Origin of the sequence: Pseudomonas sp. HMSC065H01 (assembly GCF_001815235.1) — a bacterium.
Taxonomy (GTDB): domain Bacteria; phylum Pseudomonadota; class Gammaproteobacteria; order Pseudomonadales; family Pseudomonadaceae; genus Pseudomonas; species Pseudomonas aeruginosa.
In genome coordinates this window covers 11,735-31,226 of the sequence record NZ_KV819859.1, presented here as the reverse complement: position 1 = coordinate 31,226, position 19,492 = coordinate 11,735, and the positions used below count along the sequence as shown (strand labels likewise).

The window sequence follows — 19,492 nt, the reverse complement described above, 5'->3', positions numbered from 1 at the left end:
CTGCTTCCAATCGGGAAACGGCCTCGCTGGCCGTCGGGAGGAGGGGTGCGCATAATGCCCGCAATTTCACGCAGAAGGAATCGCTTGCATGCAGTACGACGGTCTGGCCTGGGCATTCGCGTTACTGGCCTTGCTGGCCGCCCTGGTCGCGGTGCGCATCCTCTTCGAACGCACCTGGTTCCTCGGCTGGCTGCGCGGTACCTGCGGCTTGGCCTTCGTCGCCGTGGCGGCGCTGCTGCTGGTGCTCGCCTGGGACCTGCGCAGCTACTCGCTGCTCAAGCCCGAGCAGCCGATGGCCACCCTGAGCTTCCAGGCCGAAGGGCCGCAGCGCTACCGGGTGCTGATCCAGGAGGGCGCCAACGAGCGCAGCGTGGTGCTGGACGGCGAACTCTGGCAACTGGACGCGCGGATTTTCCGTTGGAAGGGGCTGGCCGCGTTGATCGGTCTGGCGCCGGGCTATCGCCTCGACGCGCTCAGCGGCCGCTTCCTGGCCCTCGAACAGCAGTCCCGGGGCCGCCGCCTGGGCTTGTCGCAGAGTCCGCTGGGTGTCGATCTCTGGCGCTGGCTGCGGGCCGGCGAGCACGACCTGTTCCTGTTCGAGCCGCTGGCGGGGCGGGTGACTTTCCTGCCGATGGCGGACAAGGCGGTGTTCGCGGTGAACTACGGCGTCGCCGGGCTGCTTGCCGAGCCGATGAACCTGGCGGCCGAGGAGGCGCTCAGGGACTGGCGCTAGGCCATGCGAAAAGCCGGGGCGGCGGCGATCGCCTGGGCGGTTTCGCGAAAGCGTTCGATGAGTTCCGACGGCGTGCGGTAGGCCAGCGCCAGCCGATAGGGAATTCGCGCCCGCCGCCCTTGCAGGGGACGAAAGGTGACTCCCGGCGGGCGCAACGGTTGTAGCAGCGAAGGCACTAGCGCGACGCCGATGCCGCCGGCCACCAGCCCGGCGATGGTCTGCATCTGCCGCGCCTCCTGCACCACCTCCGGGACGAAGCCGGCTGCCGCGCAGGCGGCGACGATCAGGTCGTGCATGCCTGGCCCATAGTGCCGTGGGAACAGCAGCCAGGGTTCTCCGGCCAGTTGTTCCAGGCGCAGGCGCGCATGGCGTGCCAGCCGATGCCCTTCGGGCAATGCCACGCGCATGTCGCCGTCCACCAGTAGATGCGTGTACAGGCCGGGCTGGCGGTCGACCGGCAGGACGATCAGGCCGGCATCGATGCGGTCTTCGCGCAATGCCTCCAGTTGCCCCGCGGTGGTGTCTTCCTGGAGCTGGAAGTCCAGCGCGCCATGCTGTTGGCGGAATGCCTGGAGTATGCGCGGTAGCAGAATGTTGATGGTGCTGTCGACGAACGCCAGGCGCAACGTTCTGCGTCCGCTGGCGGCGCTGCGCGCGGCCGCCAGGGTGCGTTCGGCCTGGGCCAGGGTGCGCCGGGCTTCGTCGAGGAACGCGCGGCCCGCCGGCGTCAGGCGGTGGATACGGTTGTCACGCTCCAGCAGGCTGGCGCCGACTTCTTCTTCCAGCCGCCGGATCGCGGTGGTCAGCGGTGGCTGGGCCATGTGCAGGCGCTCAGCGGCGCGGCGGAAGCTCAGCTCCTCGGCAACCGCGACGAACTGGCGGAACTGGCGCAAGTCGGCCATTGCGATATCTCCCGGATATGGTGAGTTAAGAAAGACAGTATTGGATATATCGCGGCGAATCCGTCGAGAATCCATCCGTACGCTCGCTCTGGCCAGACGAGGCGTTCCATCCATTACAGAGGAAGCCCGTCATGCACACTCATTCTCCAATCCCCCGTACCGCCCTGGTCACCGGCGGCTCGTCGGGCATCGGCCTGGCCATCGCCCGGCGCCTTCGGCAACAGGGTTATCGGATCGCCCTGGTGGCCCGTGATTCCCAGCGCCTGCAACGCGCTGCCGCCGAGTTGGGCGGTGTGCCCTGGATGGCCGCCGATCTTTCCCGCCGCGAAGCTGTCGAGGCGGTGGCCGCCTGGGTTGGCGACACCTTCCAGGGGCTCGACGTGCTGGTGAACAACGCCGGGTTCACCCGAAAGATCGCCGCCACCACTCCGCTGGCTGAGGCCGAGCGGGAATGGGATGCGCTGCTGGACGGCAACCTGAAAAGCGCGTTCCTCATGTCGCTGGCGGTGTTGCCGCATTTCGCGGAAGAGGGCGGGCGGATCATCCATATCGGATCGATCGCTGCGCAGACCGGTAGCGGCAGTCCCGGTGCGCTGGGCTATGCGGCAGCCAAGGCCGGCCTACATGGCTTCGGCGTGGCCCTGGCGCGGGAACTCGGTTCGCGCGGGATCACGGTGAACAGCGTGGCGCCGGGTTACATCGCCGACACCCGGTTCTTTCCCGGCGGCCTCGATCCGCAACGGGTCGCCGCCATCGTCGGCGAGACCCCGCTGGGCAGGACCGGCCGGGTCGAGGACATCGCCGCGGCGGTGGCCTGGCTGGCCTCGCCCGAGGCGGGGTTCGTCACCGGAACGGTGGTGTCGGTGAACGGTGGCTGGCGGGTCGGCAACTGAAGTGGAGGCGGCGGGTAACACCTATGGGGGTACTCGTCCGGCTACCCGAGAACGCAGGTGAATAGCCGTGGGGCGCCTGTCCCGCGCTGGTGCGAGGCATTGGCAATCCTGAAATGAAAAGAGGGAGCCCTGGCTCCCTCTTCGCGCGTTCGCCGTTCCGTCAGGAAAGGAAGCCGCCGTCGACGTTCAGCGCCACGCCGGTGGTGTAGCTGGACGCTTCGCTAGCCAGGTAGAGCACGGCGCCTGCCATTTCGCTCGGCTCGGCCACGCGCTTGAGCGGGATGCGCTGCAGGGCGAGGTTGCGGATCGCGTCGTTCTTCACCAGCGCCGAAGCGAACTTGGTGTCGGTCAACCCTGGCAGGAGGGCGTTGCAGCGGATGCCGAACTGCGCGCATTCCTTGGCGAAGACCTTGGTCATGCTGATCACGGCGGCCTTGGTCACCGAGTAGATGCCCTGGAACTCGCCGGGCGATACGCCGTTGATCGAGGCCACGTTGATGATGCTGCCGCCGCCGTGTTCCTTCATCAGCTTGCCGCCCTCGATGGACATGAAGTAGTAGCCGCGGATGTTGACGTCGACGGTCTTCTGGAAGGCGCCGAGGTCGGTTTCCAGTACGTTGCAGAACTGCGGGTTGGTGGCGGCGTTGTTGACCAGGATGTCGAGGCGGCCGAACTGCTCGCGGATCTGTGCGAAGACGTTCTGGATCTGCTCCATCTCGCCGATGTGGCAGGCGATCGCGGTGGCCTTGCCGCCCTCCGCGGTGATCGCGTCGGCGACCGCCTGGCAGCCATCGATCTTGCGGCTCGAGACGATCACGTGGGCGCCTTGCTGGGCCAGCAGCTTGGCTATCGCCTCGCCGATGCCGCGGCTGGCGCCGGAAACGAAGGCGATCTTGCCGTCGAGGTCGAACAGGTGGGTCTTGGACATGGGCTATCCCCTTGTAGTGGTCGGTTACAGGCGGGAGCGCTCGATGGCCTGCAGGCTCATCTGCTCCAGCAGCTTGTTCATCTGCACGAACTGGGCGAAACGCTTGTCCTGGGTCTGCCCGTGGTAGTAGCGGTAGTAGATCTGCTGGACGATGCCGGCAAGACGGAACAGGCCATAGGTGTAGTAGAAGTCCAGGTTGTCGATCGGTGGGATCCCGGCCCGCTCGGCGTAGTAGTCGGCGAACTCCCGGCGGGTCAGCATGCCCGGCAGGTGGCTGGGCTGGCGGCGGGTCAGCTGCACCGGAGCCGGGTCGCCGGCTTCCACCCAGTAGGCGAGGGTATTGCCGAGGTCCATCAGCGGATCGCCGAGGGTGGCCAGTTCCCAGTCCAGCACGCCGATGATCTGCATCGGGTTTTCCGGGTCGAGGATCACGTTGTCGAAGCGGTAGTCGTTGTGCACGATGCCCGGCTTGTGGTGATCGGCCGGCTGCTTGTCCTTGAGCCAGGCCTTGACCGGTTCCCAGAGCGGCGCGTCGGGGGTCAGGGCCTTCTCGTAGCGGTCGGTCCAGCCGGCGATCTGGCGCTGCACGTAGCCGTCCGGGCGGCCCAGGTCGGCCAGTCCGCAGGCGGCGTAGTCGACGTTGTGCAGTTCGACGAACTTGTCGATGAAGCTCTTGCACAGGCTGCGGGTCTGTTGTTCGTCGAGATTCAGCTCAGGCGGCAGTTCGGCGCGCAGGATGATGCCCTTGACCCGTTCCATGACGTAGAACTCGGCGCCGATCACCGACTCGTCGGTGCAGTAGAGGTAGGCTTTCGGGCAGTAGGGGAAGCCTGCGTTCAACTGGTTCAGGATGCGGTATTCGCGGCCCATGTCGTGGGCCGACTTGGCCTTGTGGCCGAATGGCGGGCGACGCAGGACGAACTCCTGGCGCGGATACTCGATCAGGTAGGTCAGGTTGGACGCGCCACCGGGGAACTGGCTGATCTTCGGGGTGCCTTCGAGGCCGGGGATATGGGCTTTCAGGTACGGGTCGATGACGGCGGCGTCGAGTTCTTCGCCGGCGCGGATGCGAGTGGATTGGTCGGTCAGCGACATGGGGTTCCCTTCTCGTGGTGCCACGGCGGAGCCGCGGGAGCCGGTGCGCGCATCAGGCTGCGCAATGATGGTGACCGGCGATAATTGGCTAATCTAATGCCCTGTCCCGGCCCTCACAAGCCGCCGCCGGGCGTTATGGGCAAGCGTGTTGCCGCTCCATCACGGTCCCTGATCGTCGGCCTGGAGGAATGCCGGACGAAAAAAAACCGGAGCCGCGAGGGACTCCGGTTTTCCTTCTGGCATGGCGCCGGAAACGGTCAGACCGGGAACAGTTCGCCCAGCTTCATCGCCAGCATCATGTCGCCTTCGGCGCGCAGCTTGCCGGCCATGAAGGCCTGCATGCCGTCGGTCTCGCCGCTGGTGATGCCCTTCAGGGTTTCGCTGTCCATGATCAGGGTGACGTTGGGGTTCTCGGCGTCGCCCTGTACCACTTCGCAGGTACCGTCCTTGACGACCAGGTAGTGGTTGTCGCCGTCTTCGATGTTGAACTGGAACACCAGATCCAGGCCGGCGGCCGCGCTGGCGTTGAACTTGCTTTTCATGGTGGAGACGATGTCAGCAACGGTGGTCATGGGTTCTATTCCTTTCTTCTAGGGTTTTTTCGGCGACCGGAACGGTCGCGGTAGGCCGGCTCATCGATAGGTGATGAGTTCCGGCGCCTTCAACAGTTCCAGGTGCACGTGACTGTTGAAGGAAGCCAGGGACACTTCCTCGCCGCGGAATTTCAGGCGAGTCAGCGAGGTATTGACGATCTGCCAGTTCAGCTCGAAGGCCTTGAGCGGCGGAACGCCGACGATCAGCTGGAGCAGGGCGGTAATGGTACCGCCGGAGGTGAACACGGCGACCCTGTCCTTGCCGCTGGCCTGCGCCAGCAGACGACGAAGACCGTCATGGACCTTATCGAGGAATTCCTGCCAGCTTTCCAGCCCATCTTTCTCATGGTTGCCGGAAACCCAGCGCGCGATGATGGTGGAGAACAGGCGCTGGAACTCGGCCCGATGCTCGGCCGCATGGCGAAGGATGTGCAAGGCTTCCGGCTGCTCATCGAGCAGGTCCGGCAGGTGCGCGCGGATCACCGCGTCGGCTTCGAATTCGTTGAACGCCGGATCGACTTCCAGCTCCGGCGTGGCCAGCCCGGAGGACTCCAGGCGTTCGAGGGCGGCGCGGGCGGTGTGCTGCTGGCGGCGCAAGCCGCCGCTGAGGACGCGGTCGAAACGGACGCCGAGGTTCAGCAGGTGGTCGCCGAGGATTTCCGCCTGGCGGATGCCGGTCGGCGACAGCACGTCGTAGTCGTCGGCACCGAACGACGCCTGGCCATGTCGAATCAGGTAGATGCTGCCCACGGGCGGACCTCGGCGGGTGAAAGTTCCGCGAGGGTATGAGGATCACCCAGGGCTGTCAACGAAAAAACATACGCTTGTTTGAATGTCATTCGCTGCCTTTATCGGCTGCTCCGGGCGCGCCCTGCAAAGGCTCTCCAGGCAGTGGCATCGCTGGCCGCCCGTCGGTGGCCTGGGTATGCTTGCGCAATCGTGTCGCCCGTAGACGGGTGCGTCAACAGTAGAGAGGGGGTTGTGTGGAGTTCATTGCCGAATATGCGGGCTTTCTGGCCAGGACCGTGACCGTGCTGGCGGCGATCATCGTGGTGCTGGTGGTGATCGTCGCCCTGCGCGGCCGCGGCCGGCGCGGCGCAGGCGGGCACCTCGACGTGCAGAAGCTCAACGATTTCTACAAGGACCTGCGCGAGCGGGTCCGCCACAGCGTCCTCGACAAGACCAGCCTCAAGGCCTTGCGCAAGGAGGAGAGCAAGGCGGCGAAGCAGGCGAAGAAACATCCTGAACAGAAGTCGCGGGTCTACGTGCTCGATTTCGACGGCGACATCAAGGCCTCGGCTACCGAGCAACTGCGCCACGAAGTGACTGCGGTGCTGAGCATGGCGGGCAAGGACGACGAGGTGGTGCTGCGCCTGGAAAGCGGCGGTGGCATGGTCCATGGCTACGGCCTGGCGGCCTCGCAACTGGCGCGCATCCGCCAGGCCGGCGTGCCGCTGACCGTGTGCGTCGACAAGGTGGCGGCCAGCGGCGGCTACATGATGGCCTGCATCGGCGATCGGATCCTTTCCGCGCCCTTCGCCATCCTCGGCTCGATCGGCGTGGTGGCGCAGTTGCCCAACGTCCACCGGCTGTTGAAGAAGCACGATATTGACTTCGAGGTGCTTACCGCCGGCGAATACAAGCGTACGCTGACGGTATTCGGCGAGAACACCGAGAAGGGCCGGGAAAAGTTCCAGGAGGACCTGGAGGTGACCCACGAACTGTTCAAGAACTTCGTGGCCCACTACCGGCCGCAACTGAACATGGACGAGATCGCCACCGGCGAGGTCTGGCTGGGCCAGGCCGCACTGGGCAAGCTGCTGGTGGACGAACTCAAGACCAGCGACGAGTACCTGGCCGAGCAGGCCAGGGAGCGCGATGTCTACCAGGTGCAATTCGTCGAGCGCAAGAGCCTGCAGGAACGCGTCGGCCTGGCCGCCAGCGTGGTTATCGACCGCGTGCTGGTGACCTGGTGGGGGCGGCTCAACCAGCAGAAGTTCTGGCAATAGGCCGGCGCCGACAGGGACGAACACGCTGTCTTCAGGGTTTTCACGAGAGGAGGTCGAAATGGCTGTATTCAAGGCGTTGTGGGTGACGGAAGCGCCCCACGGCGTTTACGAAACGCAGGTGGTCGAGCGCGATACCGGCGACCTGCCGGCGGGCGACGTACTGATCCGCGTGCAGTATTCCTCGCTGAACTACAAGGATGCGCTGTCCGCCAGCGGCAACCGCGGGGTGACCCGCAAGTACCCGCATACCCCCGGCATCGATGCCGCCGGTGTGGTCGCCGAGTCCTCGGTGGCCGAGTTCGCGGCCGGCGACGAGGTGATCGTCACCGGCTACGACCTGGGCATGAACACCGCCGGCGGTTTCGGCCAGTACATCCGCGTGCCCGCGGCCTGGGTGATCAAGCGCCCGCAAGGCCTGAGCCTGCGCGAGGCGATGATCCTCGGCACCGCCGGCCTGACCGCGGCGCTCTGCGTCGAAAAGCTGGAGCGCAGCGGCCTGCGCCCCGACCATGGCTCGGTGCTGGTCACCGGCGCCAGCGGCGGGGTCGGCAGTATCGCCGTGGAACTGCTGGCCAAGCTCGGCTACACCGTGGCGGCCGCCACCGGCAAGCTGGAGCAGGCCGAGTTCCTCAACCGCCTGGGGGCCAAGCAGATCCTCGATCGCGCCACCGTGGCCGATGGCGTCGACAAGCCGTTGCTCAAGGAACAGTGGGCCGGCGCGGTGGACACCGTCGGCGGCGACATCCTCTTCAACGTGGTCAAGTCGTTGCAGTACGGCGGCAGCGTCGCCTGCTGCGGCCTGACCGCCGGCGCCGGCTTCAAGGCCTCGGTGCTGCCGTTCATCCTGCGCGGGGTCAACCTGCTCGGGGTGGACTCGGTGGAGCTGCCGCTGGTGGTCAAGGCATCCATGTGGGACAAGCTGTCGCTGCAATGGAAGCTCGACAACCTCGAAGAGGTGGCGCGCGAGATCGCCCTCGAAGAGCTGCCGGGGGCGATCAACCAGATCCTCGCCGGCAAGCTGGTCGGCCGGGTGCTGGTCAACCTCGGCTGAGGGCGTTGCCGGAGCCCAGCTCCGGCAACAGGTAGCCCGCCCATAGCGATTCGGCGAACTGCGGCCGGAAGAAGCCGAAATGGCCGATGTGGCGGGCGCCGATTTCCTCGGGAGCGATGCGCCAGGCGGTTTTCGGCGCTTCGCGGTAGAAGCCCAGCAGCGACTCGATGCTGCGTCGGGACATCATTTCATCGTCGGTGAACGACAGCGACACGATGGGCGTGCGTACGGCGGAGAAGGCGCGGCGGATGGCCTCGCCATCCGCGAGGGCGTACTGCGGATGCAGGCACCAGCGTCGCCATTGTTCGATCACCCCGCGCGGCAGGTCGCCGACCATGCCCAGGCGGCGCCCGGGAAAATAGCCGAGCAGCGGCGTCAGCAGGGGCGCGACGAGGTACCAGAACAACCAGACCTTGTTGCGCAACCGCGGGCTGTTTTCCTTCCAGTAGCCACTGCCGCTGGCGATGCTGAAGACCCTATCGATACGCTCGCGCCCTTCGACGAAGGGCAGGATCTGGCCGCCCAGGCTATGGCCGATCCAGTACAGGGGCTTGCTCCCGCTCTCGGCGAGCGCGGCGGCGAGCATGGCGCTGCAGTCATGACGGGCCCAGCCCAGCACATCGACCTCGAGACCGCGCAGCGAGCCGTTGCGCGATTGCCCCATGCCCAGGTAGTCGAAGGTGATGGCCAGGTAGCCGCGCTCTGCCAGCCAGGCGGCGAAGGGCGCGTAGAAGCGCTGTTCCACTCCCATCGCCGGGACGATCAGGAGATAGCCGCGCGGCTCCCCGGCAGGCCGGTACCAATGGCTGGCCAGCGGATGGCCGTTGCCGTTATCGATGAGGCGTGGTTGCGGAGGGTTCATGCCGGTCTCCGTGGTCTGCTCATGGCTTCGAGAATAGAGCTGGCCGCCAGGGCGCCTCCAGCCGGCCGAAAGCACGGCCGGGGCGCCTTGGCGGTCAGGCCTGGCTGACGTACATGGTGATCTCGGCGCGGAATACCGGCTTGTCGTCGACATAGGCGACCACCGGCACCACCAGGTTGCCGGTGGCTTGCCAGTCGATCTGGCTGCCGTCGGCCACCGCGCGCACGTCGCCAGTGGCCTTGGCCAGGTACTCGACGGTCATGCCGCGCGGAATCCAGCGATGGCCGGCGGGAATCGAGGCGTCGGTCATGGTCCCGGCGGCCAGTTCGGCGGCATTGCACAGGGCGATGGCATGCACCGTGCCGATATGGTTCAGCACCTCGCGGCGCTTGGGGAAGGTGACTTCGGCATAGCCGGGACGCAGTTCGACGAACTGCGGGGCGATGCTGGCGAAATAGGGTGCGAACTGGCCGATCATGGCGCTGAACTGGGCCGGGCCGACCTGCTGGTACATCTGCATCATCTGACTCATGGAAAACTCCGGGCGTTTCAGGATTGAAGATGTGTGCGCACCGGGGCAGTATACGAAGGTTAGAAATTTATTCTAGAAAAATATTCTAGTCGGCGTTTCGACGATTAACGACAAGGACCGACATGGGCCGTTCTTCCCGCAAAGACGAGATTCTCCAGGCCGCCCTGGCCTGCTTCAGCGAGCATGGCGTAGACGCCACCACCATCGAGATGATCCGCGACCGTTCCGGAGCGAGCATCGGTAGCCTCTACCACCATTTCGGCAACAAGGAACGCATCCATGGCGAACTGTACCTGGCCGGGATCGGCCAGTACGCGGCGTTGCTCGAAGCCGGCTTCGCCAGGGCGCGCAGCGCCGAGGAAACGGTCAGGTTGCTGGTCACCAGCTACATCGACTGGGTCGTGGCGAATCCCGACTGGGCACGCTTCATCCTGCACAGCCGCGGGCGGGTGGAGGCGGGGGAGCTGGGCGAGCGCCTGCGGGCCGACAACCAGGCGCACTTCGCACGGATCCATGCGGCGCTGGCGGGATATCGGGCCGAGGGCCTGTTCCGCGAGATGCCGGACGACTGCTTTGCTTCGGTGGTGATCGGCCCGGCCCACGACCTTGCCCGCCAGTGGCTGGCCGGGCGAACCCGGGTGGCGTTGGCCGACTGTCGCGAACTGCTGGCGCAGGTGGCGTGGGACAGCGTGCGGGCGGCCTGAGGCGTCCGTGACCTCGGGAATGAAAAAGCCCCGCGGCTGCGGGGCTCTTCCGTCAGGGCGGGGGTCAGCCGCGGCGGCGGAACAGCGGTAGCGGCTGCTCCACCGAGGTCTGGTAGACCTCGCTGAAGTCGTCCAGGCTGGCCAGGGCGTCTTCCGGGCTGCGGTCGGCACGGATGGCATAGGCGTCGAAGCCGCAGCGGCGCATGAAGAACAACTGGTCGCGCAGCACGTCGCCGATCGCGCGGATCTCGCCCTTGTAGCCGTAGCGCTCGCGCAGCAAGCGCGCGCTGCTGAAGCCGCGGCCATCGGTAAAGGCGGGGAAGTTCACCGCGACCACCTGGAACCTGTCGAGGTCGCCGGCGATGCTTTCCGGCTCCTCGTCCGCGTCCAGCCAGACCCCCAGGCCGCCGTCGCGGCCGCGCAGGGCCGGGCCGTGCTCGAGCCACAGGGCCAGCGGGATGATCACGTCGTCGCTGTTGGGTACGCTTTCCAGGGTCGCGTCCTTGGGCAGCAAGTGCCAGCGGTCGTCGACCACCTGGCGGTCCTTAATGATTCGCTGCATATACGCGCTCCTTGAACGGGTCGATACCGATACGGCGGAAGGTGTCGATGAAGGGTTCTTCCTCGGTCCGGCGTTCCACGTAGACCTGGATGATCTTGTCGATCACGTCGGCCATCTGCTCCTGGGCGAAGGACGGGCCGAGGATCTGCCCGAGGCTGGCGTCGCGCGCCGAGCTGCCGCCGAGGGAGACCTGGTAGAACTCCGCGCCTTTCTTGTCGACCCCGAGGATGCCGATGTGGCCGACATGGTGATGGCCGCAGGCGTTCATGCAACCGGAGATGTTCAGGTCGATGTCGCCGATGTCGAATAGATAGTCGAGATTGTCGAAGCGGCGCTGGATGGCTTCGGCGATCGGGATCGACTTGGCGTTGGCCAGGGAGCAGAAGTCGCCGCCGGGGCAGCAGATGATGTCGGTCAGCAGGCCGACGTTGGGGGTGGCGAAGCCCAGTTCGCGCAGTTCGCCCCAGAGGGCGAAGAGTTCGCCCTGCTCGACGTCGGCGAGAATGATGTTCTGGTTATGGCTGTTGCGCACCTCGCCGAAGCTGTAGCGGTCGGCGAGATCGGCGATGGCCTCCAGCTGTTTGTCGGTGACGTCTCCCGGCGCGGTGCCGGTGGGCTTCAGCGAGAGCGTCACGGCGACGTAGCCGGGCTTCTTGTGGGCGAAGGTGTTGCGTGCGCGCCAGCGGGCGAAGCCGGGGTGCTCCGCGTCGAGCCGGGCGAGGGACTCGTCGAGGTCGTCGAGGGCCTTGTAGGCCGGATCGACGAAATGCGCGGCGACGCGCTGGACTTCCGCCTCGGTGAGGGTGCTCGGTCCGTCCTTGAGGTTGGCCCATTCGGCCTCGACGCGCTCGGCGAAGACTTCCGGGGTCAGCGCCTTGACCAGGATCTTGATCCGCGCCTTGTACTTGTTGTCGCGCCGGCCATAGCGGTTGTAGACGCGCAGGATGGCATCCAGGTAGCCGAGCAGGTGCTGCCAGGGCAGGAATTCATTGATGAAGCTGCCGACGATGGGGGTTCGGCCCAGGCCGCCGCCGACCGAGACGCGGAAGCCGAGCTCGCCGGCCTCGTTCTTCACCGCCTCCAGGCCGATGTCGTGCACTTCGATGGCGGCACGGTCGCTCACCGCGCCGTTCACCGCGATCTTGAACTTGCGCGGCAGGTGGGCGAACTCGGGGTGGAAGGTCGACCATTGGCGGATGATCTCGCACCAGGGGCGCGGGTCCACCAGCTCGTCGCGGGCGACGCCGGCGAACTGGTCGGTGGTGGTGTTGCGGATGCAGTTGCCGCTGGTCTGAATCGCGTGCATCTGCACGGTGGCCAGCTCGGCGAGGATTTCCGGCACGTCTTCCAGCTCCGGCCAGTTGAACTGCACGTTCTGCCGGGTGCTGATGTGGGCGTAGCCCTTGTCGTAGTCGCGGGCGATCTGCGCCAGCTTGCGCAGTTGGCGCGAGGAGAGCAGGCCATAGGGAACGGCGATGCGCAGCATCGGGGCATAGCGCTGGATATAGAGACCGTTCTGCAGGCGCAGCGGGCGGAACTCCTCACCGGTCAATTCACCCGCCAGGTAACGGCGGGTCTGGTCGCGGAACTGCTTGACGCGGTCCTCGACGATCCGTTGGTCGTACTCGTCGTATACGTACATGAATATTCCTGCTGTCAGGCTATGCGGCTTACTGCGTTAACCAGCGCGCACGGCTACGCGCTCCACGCGGAGTGGGCGCACGATACCAGTTCATATTTATGCGTAAAAGTGATGTTTGAGTATATGGTAAGAACCAAAAAGACTAAGTCGCCAGGCAAGCATAACCGCTTCGCAACGGCGCCTTTCTTGAGCGATGGGCGGCGCTGGTCTTAACTGGAGAGTGCCTTTCGATGTCTTCGTCCCGATACCCACAAGAAACAGGGGGAGTCATGAGCGAGCCGAGCAAAACCCAGGAAAACCGCGACAGCGTGGTCGACGCCCGCGCGGCCTTCGTCCTGATCCTGCTGGTGGTGGCTACCGCGGTGTTCTGGGTCAGCCACCAGTGAAAGCCCGCCTCGGCGGCGCAGAGGTCACAGGCCGCTGAGGCTCAGCACCAGTTTCACGATCCCGGCCAGCAACAGCACGAACACCAGGGTGAAGAGCAGGCCCAGCATGATGAAGTGCACGGGCTTGCCGTGGGTGAAGTCGCGGGCGCGGTTTCGCCCGCTCTGTACGCCGAAGGCGGCAGCCATCACGCTATGCAGCATCTGCCAGAAGGTCGGCGGCTTCTGGTTCGGTTCTTCCGTCTCGATACCCATCGGTGGTCCTCCCTTTTCCATACCTGCCCTGAGAGTCTAGACCCTTGGCGGGAGGAGGGTGGCTTCAGGCCTGGCGGGCGGGGATGCGCCGTTCCACCGTGCCCTGCGTGGCCCTGGTGCGCAGTTGCCCGCAGCCGCCGTCGATGTCCTGGCCGGCCGAGTTGCGCACCTTGGTCAGCACGCCGCGGCTGTGCAGGTAGCGCACCAGCTCGACGATCCGCTCCCCGCTCGGGCGCCGGTAGGCGTCGCCGTCCATGCTGTTGTAGGGGATCAGGTTCATCACCGCGAAGCGGCCCTTGAGCAGGCGCAGGATGCCGTCCATTTCCTCCAGGCTGTCGTTGATCCCTTCGAGCAGGGTCCATTGGTACTGGATCGGATAGTCGACCCGGCGGGCGTAGGCCTCGCCGGCTTCCACCAGTTCTTCCGGGCTCAGCGGCGGCGCCTTGGGCAACAGTTGCCGGCGCAGTTCGGCGCGGGTGCTGTGCAGGGACAGGGCGAGGGCGGGCTTCACCCGTTGCCGGGGCAGGCGCTCGAACACGCGGGGATCGCCGACGGTGGAGAACACCAGGTTCTTGTGGCCGATGCCGCCATCGGTGCCGAGCAGGTCGATGGCTTCGAGGACGTTGTCGAGGTTGTGCGCCGGCTCGCCCATGCCCATGAACACCACTTTCTTCACCGCTCGCCGACGGCGCGCCAGGACCACCTGGGCGACCATCTCCAGGCTGCCGACCTGGCGCAGCAGGCCGCTGCGGCCGGTCATGCAGAACACGCAGCCGACCGCGCAGCCGACCTGGGTCGAGACGCACAGCCCACCGCGCGGCAGCAGCACGCTTTCCACCATCTGCCGGTCGGCCAGTTCCACCAGCAGGCGCGACGAGCCGTCGCTCGCCGGATGCTCGCTGTGCAGGCGGGCGATGCCTTCCAGTTCCGCTGCTACCTGGGGCAGACCATGGCGTACGCCCAGCGGCAGGAAGTCCTCGGCCCGCTGGCGGGCGGTGCAGGCATCGAGGGCGCGGCCCTGCAGCCAGGCGCGGACGATCCTCCCGCAATGCAGGGGCTTGGCGCCGAGATCGGCGAGGCGCTGGTGGAGGTCTTGGCTACGCATGGGGCGCGCATCCTACCATTGCCCGTCATGAGGCGGTATGGCCGGCGCCGACGTGCTATCGTTGCGCTCCGCTCCACCGCAGCAACGGAACCGTTCCATGAAATTCGTCCACCAGCGCGAACACCTCAACGAAGACGACATCGTGGTCATCGAGTGCTCGCAGCAATGCAATATCCGCCTGATGAACGACGCCAATTTCCGCAGTTTCAAGAATGGCGGGCGGCATAGCTACCATGGCGGCGCCTTCGACCGCTTCCCGGCGAAGATCAAGGTGCCCAGCACCGGGTTCTGGAACATCACCATCGATACCGTGACCCGGCGCCCGATCAGCGTGACGCGCAAGCCGAACTTCAAGTGGTCGATCAAGTTCGTGCGCCGTTCCGGTTCGCAGTTCACCTGAGGGCGCGCGTCCCATGAGTGCGAAAATGGACGAGCAGGCGCTTCTGGCGTTGCTCCGCGAGCTGGCCATCGACAGCCAGCGGGTCGAGCATCCCGCGATCGCCTCCATCGAGGAATATTACGCGCAGGGCATCGAATTGCCCGACCAGGGCATCAAGAACCTGTTCCTGCGCAACCGCAAGGGTACTCGCCACTACCTGGTGCTGCTCGACGAGCGCAAGGAGGCCGACCTGCCGGGCATCGCCGAACAGATCGGCGAAAGCCGCCTGTCGTTCGCCTCGGTCGAGCGCCTGCGTGAATACCTCGGCGTTGAACTGGGCTGCGTGACGCCTTTCGCGCTGGTCAACGATCCGCAGCACAGGGTCGAGGTGTTGCTCGACGATGCCATCCGCCAGGACCAGTTGCTCGGTTTCCACCCGTTGGTGAATACCGCCACCGAGTGCATCCGCTACGCAGACCTGCTGGCTTTCCTCGCCCACACGGGGCATGAACCGCGCCTGATCCGGGTGTAGGTCGCAGCTTCGCGCCTGCCGGCGCCAGGCCAGGTCATGCCGGCGCCGGTTTCACTCGAAGAAGTTGTGCCAGCAGTCGCTCAACGGGCCGACCTCGAAGGTCTTGCACCAGAGTTGGGCTTCCAGCCACAGGCGGGCGCTTTCCCGGTCCGCCTCGTCCAGGCTGCCGACCCGCGCCAGGCACAGGTAGCCGCTGATCTCCGCCTGTTCCGGCGAGCCGCCACCGCCGAACACCCAGCCCTGGGCCTCGACGAAGTCGATCAGATGGTCCAGCGCATCGTCGTGGGAGAGGGCGTTGCGGTCGTAGGTCAGTTCGAAGCTGAAGCCGAACTCCTGGAACTCGCCCAGGCGCAGTTTCTTGCGCAGGCGGCGCTTGCGCGGCTTTTCCATCTGCTCGGGAGTGAGGAATTTCATCGTCGCCTTCCTGGTCAGTCATCGTAGCCAAGGTTCGGCGCCAGCCAGCGCTCGCTGACGCTGGCTTCCTGGCCCTTGCGCTGGCTGTAGCGTTCCACCTGGTCCTTGTCGATCTTGCCGACCGCGAAGTACTGCGCCTGCGGGTGGGCGAAATACCAACCGCTGACCGCCGCGGCCGGGAACATCGCGTAGTGCTCGGTCAGGCTGACGCCGGACAGGCCCTGCGGATCGAGCAGTTCGAACAGAGTGCCTTTCTCGGTATGGTCGGGGCAGGCCGGGTAGCCCGGTGCCGGGCGGATGCCGACGTATTGCTCCTTGATCAAGGCCTCGTTGTCGAGGTGCTCGTCGCGGGCGTAGCCCCAGTACTCCTTGCGCACCCGCTCGTGCAGCCACTCGGCGCAGGCTTCGGCGAGGCGGTCGGCGAGCGCCTTGACCATGATGCTGTTGTAGTCGTCGCCCTTGGCTTCGTACGCCTTGGCCACTTCCTCGGCGCCGATCCCGGCGGTGGTGATGAAGCCGCCGATGTAGTCGCGCACGCCGCTTTCCTTCGGCGCGACGAAATCGGCCAGCGACAGGTTCGGCTTGCCGTCCGGCTTGATCGTCTGCTGCCGCAGGTGGTGCAGGGTGGCGAGGGTCTCGCCATCGGCGCCGTAGACCTCCAGGTCGTCGTGCTCGACCTGGTTGGCCGGCCAGAAGCCGAACACCGCGCGGGCCTTGATCAGCTTCTCGTCGATCAGCTTCTTCAGCATCGCCTGGGCGTCGTTGAACAACGAGGTGGCGGCCTCGCCGACCACCTCGTCGGTGAGGATGCGCGGGTACTTGCCGGCCAGGTCCCAGGAAATGAAGAACGGCGTCCAGTCGATGTACTCGGCGAGCACCGCGAGGTCGATCTCGTCGAGCACCCTGACGCCGGTGAAGGAAGGCGTCGGCGCCTGGTAGCCGGCCCAGTCGAACGCCGGCTTGTTGGCGATCGCCTGTTCGTAGCTCAGCCGCTCGGTGCGGGCGCTGCGGTTGGCCGTGCGTTCGCGGACCACCGCGTAGTCGGCGCGGGTGCGGGCCACGTAGTCGGCCTTCAGCTCCTTGGACAGCAGGCTGGTACGCCTACCGCGCGCGAGGCGTCGGTGACGTAGACCACCGCGTCGTTGCTGTACTGCGGATCGATCTTCACCGCGGTATGCGCCTTCGAGGTAGTGGCGCCGCCGATCATCAGCGGCAACTGGAAATTCTGCCGCTGCATTTCCTTGGCGACGTGGACCATCTCGTCCAGCGACGGCGTGATCAGGCCAGACAGGCCGATGATGTCGCATTTCTCGGCGATGGCGGTCTGCAGGATCTTCTCCGCCGGCACCATCACGCCGAGGTCGACCACGTCATAGCCGTTGCAGCCGAGCACCACGCCGACGATGTTCTTGCCGATGTCGTGCACGTCGCCCTTCACCGTGGCCATCAGGATCTTGCCCTTGGCTTCCGGCTTGTCGCCTTTCTCCGCCTCGATGAAGGGAATCAGGTGGGCTACCGCCTGCTTCATCACTCGCGCGGACTTGACCACCTGCGGGAGGAACATCTTGCCGGCGCCGAACAGGTCGCCGACCACGTTCATCCCGGACATCAGCGGACCTTCGATGACCTCGATGGGGCGCGCGCACTGCTGGCGGCATTCCTCGGTGTCCTCGACGATCCAGGTGGTGATGCCCTTGACCAGCGCATGCTCGAGGCGCTTCTCGACGCTGTAGCTGCGCCATTCCTCGTCCTCTGCCTCCTTGACCGCGCCGCCGCCCTTGTAGTCGTCGGCGATCGCCAGCAGGGCCTCGGTGGCCTCGGGCGTGCGGTTGAGCACCACGTCCTCGACCCGGTCGCGCAGCGCTTTCGGAATCTCGTCGTAGATTTCCAGCTGGCCGGCGTTGACGATGCCCATGGTCAGGCCGTTGCGGATCGCGTAGTAGAGGAACACCGAGTGGATCGCCTCGCGTACCGGGTTGTTGCCGCGGAACGAGAAGGACACGTTGGACACCCCGCCCGAGCTGAGGGCGTAGGGCAGGTGGTCGCGGATGTAGGCGCAGGCGTTGATGAAATCGACCGCGTAGTTGTTGTGTTCCTCGATGCCGGTGGCGATGGCGAAGATGTTCGCGTCGAAGATGATGTCTTCCGGCGGGAAGCCGACTTCGTCGACCAGGATGTCGTAGGAGCGCTTGCAGATTTCTTCCTTGCGCGCCTGGGTGTCGGCCTGGCCGTCCTCGTCGAAGGCCATCACCACCACCGCGGCGCCGTAGCGCTTGCACAGGCGGGCGTGGTGCTTGAAGGCCTCGACGCCTTCCTTCATCGAGATCGAGTTGACGATGCCCTTGCCCTGGATGCACTTGAGGCCGGCCTCGATCACCTCCCACTTGGAGGAGTCGATCATGATCGGCACGCGCGAGATGTCGGGCTCGGAGGCGATCAGGTTGAGGAAGGTGACCATGGCCGCCTTCGAGTCCAGCATGCCTTCGTCCATGTTGATGTCGATCACCTGGGCGCCGGCTTCCACCTGCTGCTGGGCGACCTCGAGAGCTTCCGCGTAGTTTTCCTCGCGGATCAGCCGGGCGAACTTGGCCGAGCCGGTGATGTTGGTGCGCTCGCCGACGTTGACGAACAGCGAGCTGCGGTCGATGGTGAACGGCTCCAGACCGGACAGGCGGCAGGCCCGGGGAATCTCCGGGATGGCCCGCGGCGGGTACTTGGCCACTGCCTTGGCGATCGCCTCGATGTGCGCCGGGGTGGTGCCGCAGCAGCCGCCGACGATATTGAGGAAGCCGGCGGCGGCGAATTCCTCGACCACCACGGCCATTTCCGCCGGCGATTCGTCGTATTCGCCGAAGGCGTTCGGCAGGCCGGCGTTGGGGTGGGCCGAGACATGGGTGTCGGCCTTGGTCGACAGTTCCTCGATGTACGGCCGCAATTCCTTGGCGCCGAGGGCGCAGTTCAGGCCTACCGAGATCGGCCGGGCATGCCGCACCGAGTTCCAGAAGGCCTCGGTGGTCTGGCCCGACAGGGTGCGGCCGGAGGCGTCGGTGATGGTCCCGGAGATCATGATCGGCAGCTCCACGCCGAGTTCCTCGAACACGCCCTGGACGGCGAATATCGCCGCCTTGGCATTGAGGGTGTCGAAGATGGTCTCGATCAGGATCAGGTCGGCGCCGCCCTCGATCAGGCCGCGGGTCGCCTCGACGTAGTTCTCCACCAGCTCGTCGAAGGTGACGTTGCGGTAGCCGGGGTTGTTCACGTCCGGGGAAATCGAGCAGGTGCGGCTGGTCGGGCCGAGCACGCCGGCGACGAAGCGCGGCTTGTCCGGGGTCTCGGCGGTCTTCGCGTCCGCCACCTGGCGAGCCAGGCGCGCCCCTTCGACGTTGAGTTCGTAGGCCAGCGACTGCATGCCGTAGTCGGCCTGGGACACCTGGGTGGCGTTGAAGGTATTGGTCTCGAGGATGTCGGCGCCGGCGTCGAGGTAGGCCTTCTCGATGGCCTGGATCACGTCCGGGCGGCTGAGCAGCAAGAGGTCGTTGTTGCCTTTCACGTCGCTCGGCCAGTCGGCGAAGCGCTCGCCGCGGTAGTCGGCCTCTTCCAGCTTGTAGCTCTGGATCATGGTGCCCATGCCGCCATCGAGGATCAGGATACGTTCCCTGAGGGCGTGCTGGAGGGCTTGCAGGCGGGCGCTGCGATCGGTGAGCGGGCTGGACATGGATGGACCTGACGTCAGTGGGCGGAAAGGTGAAAAGCATAACAAAGGCAGGGGCTTTCCGACCGGGGGTGGCTGGACCATGAATTTCATTCAAGTTGAAAGATGTTCATCCGCGGGCCGGAAAAGCCGCAGGCGCCGTTTTGTCGCAGCATACGGGCGGAATGCGGAGGTCGGAGTGCGCAGGCGGGTGGCGAAGGGGCGGG

19 protein-coding genes and 1 pseudogene are annotated in these 19,492 nt (G+C 65.8%); 7 read left to right on the top strand and 13 right to left on the bottom strand.

Going from position 1 to position 19,492, the window contains the following annotated elements; genetic code table 11:
* Positions 1-88: 88 nt before the first annotated feature.
* Positions 89-733, top strand: a complete 645-nt coding sequence (locus tag HMPREF3014_RS07865) for a hypothetical protein (RefSeq protein WP_003087981.1) — start codon at positions 89-91, stop codon at positions 731-733.
* Here HMPREF3014_RS07865 and HMPREF3014_RS07860 read toward each other — a convergent pair.
* Positions 730-1,635 (bottom strand): LysR family transcriptional regulator, encoded by a 906-nt coding sequence (locus tag HMPREF3014_RS07860; protein WP_003098166.1) that lies wholly within the window; start codon positions 1,633-1,635, stop codon positions 730-732. The genes HMPREF3014_RS07865 and HMPREF3014_RS07860 overlap by 4 nt on opposite strands.
* Positions 1,636-1,766: 131 nt before the next feature.
* Here HMPREF3014_RS07860 and HMPREF3014_RS07855 point away from each other — a divergent pair, with 131 nt between their 5' ends.
* Positions 1,767-2,528, top strand: a complete 762-nt coding sequence (locus HMPREF3014_RS07855) for an SDR family NAD(P)-dependent oxidoreductase (RefSeq protein ID WP_003113599.1) — start codon at positions 1,767-1,769, stop codon at positions 2,526-2,528.
* Between the two features lie 160 nt (positions 2,529-2,688).
* On the opposite strand, the gene HMPREF3014_RS07850 is transcribed toward HMPREF3014_RS07855, so the two are convergent.
* The 4 genes from HMPREF3014_RS07850 to HMPREF3014_RS07835 form a co-directional block, all read right to left on the bottom strand.
* Positions 2,689-3,456: an SDR family oxidoreductase gene (locus HMPREF3014_RS07850; RefSeq protein ID WP_003087987.1), complete on the bottom strand. Its 768-nt coding sequence runs from the start codon at positions 3,454-3,456 to the stop codon at positions 2,689-2,691.
* A 24-nt stretch (positions 3,457-3,480) separates the two neighbouring features.
* On the bottom strand, positions 3,481-4,551 hold the full coding sequence (locus HMPREF3014_RS07845) for a phosphotransferase family protein (RefSeq protein WP_003098170.1): 1,071 nt from the start codon (positions 4,549-4,551) through the stop codon (positions 3,481-3,483).
* A gap of 257 nt (positions 4,552-4,808) precedes the next feature.
* On the bottom strand, positions 4,809-5,123 hold the full coding sequence (locus HMPREF3014_RS07840) for an SCP2 sterol-binding domain-containing protein (RefSeq protein WP_003087993.1): 315 nt from the start codon (positions 5,121-5,123) through the stop codon (positions 4,809-4,811).
* A 60-nt stretch (positions 5,124-5,183) separates the two neighbouring features.
* A complete protein-coding gene (locus tag HMPREF3014_RS07835) occupies positions 5,184-5,894 on the bottom strand; it encodes a histidine phosphatase family protein (RefSeq protein ID WP_003098172.1) in 711 nt (236 codons plus the stop codon).
* A 233-nt stretch (positions 5,895-6,127) separates the two neighbouring features.
* Between HMPREF3014_RS07835 and sohB the strand changes: the two genes are divergently transcribed.
* Both sohB and HMPREF3014_RS07825 read left to right on the top strand, forming a co-directional pair.
* A complete protein-coding gene (gene sohB / locus HMPREF3014_RS07830) occupies positions 6,128-7,153 on the top strand; it encodes a protease SohB (protein ID WP_003098174.1) in 1,026 nt (341 codons plus the stop codon).
* A gap of 58 nt (positions 7,154-7,211) precedes the next feature.
* Positions 7,212-8,204 carry a YhdH/YhfP family quinone oxidoreductase gene (locus HMPREF3014_RS07825; RefSeq protein WP_003087998.1) on the top strand — a complete coding sequence of 331 codons (993 nt, stop codon included), beginning with the start codon at positions 7,212-7,214 and terminating at the stop codon, positions 8,202-8,204.
* Here HMPREF3014_RS07825 and HMPREF3014_RS07820 read toward each other — a convergent pair.
* Together HMPREF3014_RS07820 and HMPREF3014_RS07815 are read right to left on the bottom strand one after the other, a co-directional pair.
* Positions 8,191-9,066 (bottom strand): alpha/beta hydrolase family protein, encoded by an 876-nt coding sequence (locus HMPREF3014_RS07820; RefSeq protein WP_003117684.1) that lies wholly within the window; start codon positions 9,064-9,066, stop codon positions 8,191-8,193. The two genes, HMPREF3014_RS07825 and HMPREF3014_RS07820, sit on opposite strands and share 14 nt — an antisense overlap.
* Positions 9,067-9,160: 94 nt before the next feature.
* Positions 9,161-9,598 (bottom strand): hotdog fold domain-containing protein, encoded by a 438-nt coding sequence (locus HMPREF3014_RS07815; protein WP_003098177.1) that lies wholly within the window; start codon positions 9,596-9,598, stop codon positions 9,161-9,163.
* Between the two features lie 122 nt (positions 9,599-9,720).
* On the opposite strand from HMPREF3014_RS07815, the gene HMPREF3014_RS07810 reads away from it, so the two are divergent.
* Positions 9,721-10,302: a TetR/AcrR family transcriptional regulator gene (locus HMPREF3014_RS07810; RefSeq protein WP_003098179.1), complete on the top strand. Its 582-nt coding sequence runs from the start codon at positions 9,721-9,723 to the stop codon at positions 10,300-10,302.
* 64 nt (positions 10,303-10,366) lie between these two features.
* Here HMPREF3014_RS07810 and HMPREF3014_RS07805 read toward each other — a convergent pair whose 3' ends face one another.
* From HMPREF3014_RS07805 to HMPREF3014_RS07785, 4 genes are all read right to left on the bottom strand, one after another.
* On the bottom strand, positions 10,367-10,864 hold the full coding sequence (locus HMPREF3014_RS07805) for a DUF934 domain-containing protein (RefSeq protein ID WP_017002532.1): 498 nt from the start codon (positions 10,862-10,864) through the stop codon (positions 10,367-10,369).
* Positions 10,848-12,506, bottom strand: a complete 1,659-nt coding sequence (locus HMPREF3014_RS07800; RefSeq protein ID WP_003098180.1) for a nitrite/sulfite reductase — start codon at positions 12,504-12,506, stop codon at positions 10,848-10,850. Before HMPREF3014_RS07800 ends, HMPREF3014_RS07805 begins: the two co-directional genes overlap by 17 nt.
* Positions 12,507-12,916: 410 nt before the next feature.
* The gene (locus HMPREF3014_RS07790; protein ID WP_003098182.1) at positions 12,917-13,144 is read right to left on the bottom strand and encodes a DUF2970 domain-containing protein; all 228 of its coding nucleotides are present in this window, start codon (positions 13,142-13,144) and stop codon (positions 12,917-12,919) included.
* 64 nt (positions 13,145-13,208) lie between these two features.
* Positions 13,209-14,249, bottom strand: coding sequence for an RNA methyltransferase (locus HMPREF3014_RS07785; RefSeq protein WP_023087574.1), 1,041 nt, complete (start codon positions 14,247-14,249; stop codon positions 13,209-13,211).
* A gap of 37 nt (positions 14,250-14,286) precedes the next feature.
* Between HMPREF3014_RS07785 and HMPREF3014_RS07780 the strand changes: the two genes are divergently transcribed.
* The gene (locus tag HMPREF3014_RS07780) at positions 14,287-14,649 is read left to right on the top strand and encodes a DUF1883 domain-containing protein (RefSeq protein ID WP_003122824.1); all 363 of its coding nucleotides are present in this window, start codon (positions 14,287-14,289) and stop codon (positions 14,647-14,649) included.
* Between the two features lie 13 nt (positions 14,650-14,662).
* Positions 14,663-15,160, top strand: coding sequence for a prolyl-tRNA synthetase associated domain-containing protein (locus HMPREF3014_RS07775; protein WP_003122823.1), 498 nt, complete (start codon positions 14,663-14,665; stop codon positions 15,158-15,160).
* A gap of 51 nt (positions 15,161-15,211) precedes the next feature.
* Here HMPREF3014_RS07775 and HMPREF3014_RS07770 read toward each other — a convergent pair whose 3' ends face one another.
* The gene (locus HMPREF3014_RS07770; RefSeq protein WP_017002533.1) at positions 15,212-15,574 is read right to left on the bottom strand and encodes a YggL 50S ribosome-binding family protein; all 363 of its coding nucleotides are present in this window, start codon (positions 15,572-15,574) and stop codon (positions 15,212-15,214) included.
* A gap of 14 nt (positions 15,575-15,588) precedes the next feature.
* Positions 15,589-19,289 (bottom strand): annotated as a pseudogene (gene metH, locus HMPREF3014_RS07765) (methionine synthase).
* Positions 19,290-19,492: the final 203 nt, after the last annotated feature.